Source organism: Catenibacterium sp. CAG:290 (assembly GCF_000437715.1).
Taxonomy (GTDB): domain Bacteria; phylum Bacillota_I; class Bacilli_A; order Erysipelotrichales; family Coprobacillaceae; genus Catenibacterium; species Catenibacterium mitsuoka_A.
Genome location: NZ_FR898857.1, coordinates 1263 through 7061, shown reverse-complemented (window position 1 = coordinate 7061; position 5799 = coordinate 1263). Strand labels below are relative to the sequence as shown.

The following is a 5799-nucleotide window of genomic DNA, read 5'->3' as shown; positions in this document are numbered from 1 at the left end:
CCGGGGGTCATTTGTGATATAGTGATTAAATCTGTAAATTCTTTAAAATCCAGCCAATGATGTAAATCGACAATCTGACTTTGAATCAAAGGCATTGCAGCATAACCACCACCAAAACTAAAAGCACCAATCTGTAGAAAACTTAAAAACAACTGTAAATAGATCACTGCATGAATCTCCTTTCATATAAAGAATAAATAATACCTATCACAATACATATCAAAATAATCAATACAACATTTACCTTAAAGAAGTAATTCACAATAAAAGAACCAAACATAATCAAATAATAGCTTATTTTCTTTTCCTTAAAGATACCTAATGCCATTTCTACAACTACAACACCAATCACTGCACCTACACCTGACTGCATCCCATCAAGCACATAATGAACTATCAAATTCTCTTTAAAAATAGAATAAAATACAGATACAACAGAAATAATAATAAATGGAGGAAGAATAGTCGCAATAACACTCACAATAATTCCTAAAACACCAGCAATCTTATATCCCACTACAATAGCTCCATTGACGGCAATAGCACCAGGTGCTGATTGGGCAATAGCGACTAAATCCAACATTTCATCTTTATTGATCCAATGATAGTCATCTACAAACTTCTTCTGCATTAATGTGACAATGACATAGCCACCACCAAAAGTAAAAGTGCTGAGATAGACCATTGGATAAAATAATTTCCAAAGCTTTTTGATCATCTCTATTTACCTCTTGTTTATTTAAAATAATTTTTAATAATTTGCGCACATTCCTCTAAATCAAGTTTACAATCTGATGCTGCTTCGATTAATATTTCTGCACACTTCTCTCTAGATAGAACATCACTATCTAAACAAATATCATAGCTTTCTTTTTCACCCCATAAATGATGAGAAATGGCATCACGATAAACCTTACGCTTATGATCTTCACGATGAATAAAACTCACTAATTCATCATGTTCTAATCCTTCTAAATCATATGTCTTATCCGCAATTGCACGAGGAATGCGATGTTCCATTGAAGTGTTATATAAAAGTACCTTTAAACAATCTGGATGTCCTTCAAGTACATCACCTGCTGCTCTTTCATGAATAATACATGGACCATTTTCTACTGCTTTTAAAATAGCTTTAGATAAAGCCTGATGAACCTTTTTAATTTCATCACTTGCTTTTACTTCTTCTAAAGACATATCCGCAATTCTATTATCAAAATCCTTTAAATAATCTTCAGTCAACCACTTTTCATCAGCTAGTTTTACAAGATCCTTACCTTCATATAATTTCATTCCTAACTTTTTACCTACAATAACAGAAATCCATCTACCCATACTACAATATTCACTATCCATTAAAATATATTTCTTCATACTAGTAATCCTCCTCTAAGATTTGTCCATTTGTTTCAATAACTTTCTTATACCAATAGAAAGAATCCTTCTTATATCTCTTCATAGATCCATTTCCTAAATCATCTACATCTACATAAATAAAACCATATCTCTTTTTCATTTCACCAGTAGATGCCGCAATTAAATCAATAGGACCCCACATTGTATAACCCATCACTGGAATACCATCTATTTCAATTGCTTTAGATAATTCCTTTAAATGAGCTTTTAGATACTCAATACGATATGTATCATGAACCTTATTATCTTCTAACTGGTCTATAGCACCTATTCCATTCTCTACAATCATCAAAGGCAGCTGATAACGATCATATAAATAATTTAATGCATATCTTAACCCCTGGGGATCAATAGTCCATCCCCAATCACTCTTAGGTAAGAATGTATTCTTATACCCTGTATCTAAACCATTCATACCTTTAAGAATACCTTTCGTCTTTTTACCAGTTACATGAGTACAATAATAACTAAGTGATAAGAAATCTACTTTACCTTCTTTAAGTATTTCTAAATCTCCTTCTTGAATAGGTAAGGTAATATGTAGTCTCTCTAGTTCTTTTAATTTATATTGCGGATAATATCCACGACACTGTACATCACAATAGAACATCATACTATGCATAAAATTCATCGTTCCAATCACATCATCAGGATTAGCGCTATATGCATAAGAGAAATGACCACAATACATCATTCCTACCTTATTATCAGGATTAATTTTATGAGCAATCTTTACAACTTTTGCGCTTGCAATAAATTGATGATATGCTGCCGTCATTCTTACTCTCTCATCATCACTATTAATACCAGCTGCAACCCAAGGTTGAGTAGACATACAATTGATTTCGTTAAACGTAAGCCAGTATTTTATTCTATTATTGTATCTTTTTAGTAAAACTGACGCAAAACGTACATAACAATCCACTACATCTCTATTTTCCCAAGAACCATACTTTTGAAGTCCTAAAGGTGTTTCAAAATGAGAAATAGTTACAAGAGGTATAATATGATACTTCTCTAATTCGTCTAGTATTGAATCATAGAATTTAAGTCCTTCTTCATTGGGTGTTAATTCATCCCCACTAGGGAAAATACGTGTCCAGTTAATAGACATACGATAAACTTTAAATCCCATCTCTGCAAATAGTGCGATATCTTCTTTATAATGATGATAAAAATCAATCGCATTATGACTAGGATAATATTCATTCTCTTCAACACTTTTTGTAATACGTCTTTTCTTTTTATGAGACCCTAAAGTCATCACATCTGCGGTACTTAATCCTTTACCATTCTCTAAATAAGCACCTTCTATCTGGTTGGCTGCCGTTGCCCCGCCCCAGAGAAAATCTTTTGGAAACATCTACATCACCTTTCTTTCTACAACTAAGATTATAAATGAAAAAAGAAGTCGCTCAATTAATGAACGGCTTCTTTCAATAGCGTTGCGAAAAGATGTGTGTTTTTAATAATATCCAAGCAACAATGTTGCTTACCTAATGTTAGGATTCTTGGATGTTCTAAATAAATCAAATCCCTATGAACTAGATCTTCTTCTTTCAACATGCTTTAAATAATCAGTATTAAAAATACTCACATATAATATATCTAGAATCAACATCGTAGATATATTCATCGCAAAATCACTAGGTTATCTTTCAGTCTTTCTCTTGTAGAAACATTCAAAACATAATCTGCATATTGAGATAATGTATTATCTCCATAAGATGTGATTGCGAGAAGAGGGATATGTCGCTCTTTTAACTTCTTAACACCTCTTAATTCTGCTTCTATTTCCCCAGAGTAGGAGAGAATAATAAATGAACAATTAAGAGAACAATAAGAAGCACGATAATAGAGTTCATTCATCTTTGTCTCAAGAACCACATTCTTTCCAATCTTCAACATCTTATCTTTAAAAGTCTGGGCTACATCACCTTGTACACCTGCAGAATAGACATAAATAATATCACTTCTATTTATACAATTAATCGCATTCTGCAGATCATCATGACCCATTAGCTTTAATGTATCATCTACAATTTCATGATAGAGCTGTCCAATCTTATTTGCGATTACTGTGTTTTTATCTTGATCATCAAAAGGGTGATTAGGATCAAGATCTTGGAAGTGAGATTCTGTATATTCAATTTCTTTTAAATATTCTTCTAGGAAATCAGTATATCCATGAAATCCTAATTTCTGACAAAAACGAGTAATCATAGAAGGGTTGATAAACAATTGAGATGCAATAGAACGACTGCTTTGTTTTTGAAGTAAAGTTTTTTTATCTAAGAAATAATCCGCAATTCTCTCTTCTCCACTAGTCATATTCATTTTCTCTTTTAAGATATCTTCAATCATTTAATCAACACCTTTCTTTTACTGTATTGTATTCACTTTCTTTAAGATACGTTCTGCATCCTGTCCAGTCGCAATAATAGGCTGATAGTTATTACGATACTTAACAGAAGAAATCATACATGGAATAATCTTATGTTCCATACTAGAGATCTTCTTATTAGTAAAGTGGAATGTCTGCTGGTAGATCATAGAATCTTTATCACTTGGATTTCTATTACCACCAAAACAGAAGTTACTTAAACTATAAACAATAGGGGAATCCTTATATGTTTCAATCCCTTCTAATACATGAGGATGACTACCTACGACCATATTAGCCCCTGCATCAATAGTGGCATGTGCTAAATCTCTCTGCCCCTGAGTAGGACTATAGTTTCTTTCAATACCCCAATGATAATAAACAATCACAAAATCAGTTTTCTTCTTTAATTCAGTAATCGCATTCTTCATATTATCAGATACAGAATTAGGAAATGCATAACCAAGAAAACCAAACTTAATACCCTTTACTTCTTTAATATAACTTTTTGAATAACCAAAATATCCTACACCATACTCATCTAGAGTTGCTTTAGTATCATCCATTCCTTTTTGATAACGGTCCATAGAATGGTTATTTGCGACTGTCACAGCTTCAACACTACTATTAGTTAAAATCTTTGCATATTCCTTTTTACCTTTAAAAGGGAATGACTTAATAACATGACTCTCTTCATCAGTCAAAGGACCTTCTAGATTCGCAATAGTTAAATCGTCCTGTTCAAAAACACTCTTGACATTCTTTAAGAAATAATCAGGATTATTTCACTGTTTCACATATTCCTGATCAAAAGACCCATCATATGCCTGGCCTGCATAATTACCTAAAGTCATATCACCTACAAAAGACATAGTAATATCAGAATGAGTAACCTGCGCTGTTTCTTCTGTCTTTTTCTTAGTCTTCTTTGGTGTTTCTTTCTTCTCTTCTTTGGCACATCCAGTACTTAATACAAGAAGTGCACATACAAAACCTTTTAAAAACTTATTCATTTTCATTTCTCCCTTGTACAAATACAAAACAATGATCATTAGACAGCTTTTCATCAAATACAAAATCTAAATCATTAAACTTCTTTAAGTCCTTTATATTTTCTATCTTTTCTTTAGCCATATAAGAGATCATCGCCCCTCTAGCCATCTTCGCATATGTTGCCTGCTGCTTAAGTACCCCTTTAATATTTCTAAGAAACTGTATCTTTATACATTGATCTTCTTTCTTTAAATAATCAGTAATGCATTTAGAATATTCTTTAGATGCGAGATTAATAATCACATGATCATCAAGTGATTCATATATCTTGCTACCCCAGAAATCATATAAATTAAGCGATTTAACGCCCATTTCTAAACGATAGGGCACAATTCCATCAGTAGGAGTCAAAACCCCATACAACCCCGATAAAATACGTAAATGCTTGTTTAAATAACTTCTCTCTTCATCACTCATAGAAAAAGGATGAAGGTACTTAAACGCAATCCCATCATAAGCATGAATTGCACATGTCAGTGGTTTAAACTGACGCTCCTGTAACTCCTTAAAACATTGATGTGTTAATGATTCATTAGTTTTCCATAATCTTCTTAACTCATCATAGGACATATTCTTAAGCTTTTCTTCTAATATATAAGACTCATTAAGAAAACAAGGTGTAGTAGGAGTAATAGAAGCATCCTCATCTACTCTCATCTTCTTAGCAGGACTCATAATAATCTTCATGATAAAGCCTCAAGCATCTCTTGAGGATTATCTGCAGTCTTTACCTTTTCCTTGGCTTTAATGATGATTCCTTCTTCATCAATAAGGTAAGTTGTTCTTACAACACCCATACTTACCTTTCCATAATTCTTCTTTTCTTTCCATACATCATAATCGTGGATTGTCTTCTTTTCTGTATCAGAAAGTAAAGTGAAAGGCAGTTCATATTTCTCTTTAAACTTCTTATGACTTGCTATAGAATCCTTGCTGATTCCTATTACCAC

Annotated in this window: 8 protein-coding genes and 1 pseudogene; all 9 read right to left on the bottom strand. The window is 32.5% G+C overall.

Going from position 1 to position 5799, the window contains the following annotated elements:
• Positions 1–167, bottom strand: a 167-nt coding sequence (locus tag QVO42_RS08495) for a chromate transporter (protein ID WP_288164176.1), incomplete at its 3' end; no start/stop codon positions are given.
• The gene (locus QVO42_RS08490; RefSeq protein ID WP_022425689.1) at positions 164–718 is read right to left on the bottom strand and encodes a chromate transporter; all 555 of its coding nucleotides are present in this window, start codon (positions 716–718) and stop codon (positions 164–166) included. The genes QVO42_RS08495 and QVO42_RS08490, both read right to left, overlap by 4 nt.
• Before the next feature lie 17 nt (positions 719–735).
• On the bottom strand, positions 736–1371 hold the full coding sequence (locus QVO42_RS08485; RefSeq protein WP_022425688.1) for a cytidylate kinase-like family protein: 636 nt from the start codon (positions 1369–1371) through the stop codon (positions 736–738).
• 1 nt (position 1372) lies between these two features.
• Complete coding sequence (locus QVO42_RS08480; protein WP_022425687.1) at positions 1373–2776, bottom strand: glycoside hydrolase family 1 protein; 1404 nt, start codon at positions 2774–2776, stop codon at positions 1373–1375.
• A 269-nt stretch (positions 2777–3045) separates the two neighbouring features.
• Positions 3046–3777, bottom strand: a complete 732-nt coding sequence (locus QVO42_RS08475) for a MurR/RpiR family transcriptional regulator (protein WP_022425686.1) — start codon at positions 3775–3777, stop codon at positions 3046–3048.
• Between the two features lie 18 nt (positions 3778–3795).
• Positions 3796–4563, bottom strand: a pseudogene (locus tag QVO42_RS08470) (CapA family protein); the annotation flags it as partial.
• Between the two features lie 18 nt (positions 4564–4581).
• Positions 4582–4809, bottom strand: a complete 228-nt coding sequence (locus QVO42_RS08465; protein ID WP_022425684.1) for a hypothetical protein — start codon at positions 4807–4809, stop codon at positions 4582–4584.
• Positions 4802–5536, bottom strand: a complete 735-nt coding sequence (gene yaaA / locus QVO42_RS08460) for a peroxide stress protein YaaA (RefSeq protein WP_022425683.1) — start codon at positions 5534–5536, stop codon at positions 4802–4804. The genes QVO42_RS08465 and yaaA overlap by 8 nt, the downstream gene beginning before the upstream one ends.
• Positions 5533–5799, bottom strand: a 267-nt coding sequence (locus QVO42_RS08455) for a peroxiredoxin (protein WP_288164171.1), incomplete at its 5' end; no start/stop codon positions are given. The genes yaaA and QVO42_RS08455, both read right to left, overlap by 4 nt.

What these genes read in the sequence shown, in the direction of transcription:
- QVO42_RS08480 (WP_022425687.1), bottom strand. Translation starts at nt 2,776, where the DNA reads ATGTTTCCAAAAGATTTTCTCTGGGGCGGGGCAACGGCAGCCAACCAG.
- yaaA (WP_022425683.1), bottom strand. Translation starts at nt 5,536, where the DNA reads ATGAAGATTATTATGAGTCCTGCTAAGAAGATGAGAGTAGATGAGGAT.
- QVO42_RS08485 (WP_022425688.1), bottom strand. Translation starts at nt 1,371, where the DNA reads ATGAAGAAATATATTTTAATGGATAGTGAATATTGTAGTATGGGTAGA.
- QVO42_RS08475 (WP_022425686.1), bottom strand. Translation starts at nt 3,777, where the DNA reads ATGATTGAAGATATCTTAAAAGAGAAAATGAATATGACTAGTGGAGAA.
- QVO42_RS08465 (WP_022425684.1), bottom strand. Translation starts at nt 4,809, where the DNA reads ATGAATAAGTTTTTAAAAGGTTTTGTATGTGCACTTCTTGTATTAAGT.
- QVO42_RS08490 (WP_022425689.1), bottom strand. Translation starts at nt 718, where the DNA reads ATGATCAAAAAGCTTTGGAAATTATTTTATCCAATGGTCTATCTCAGC.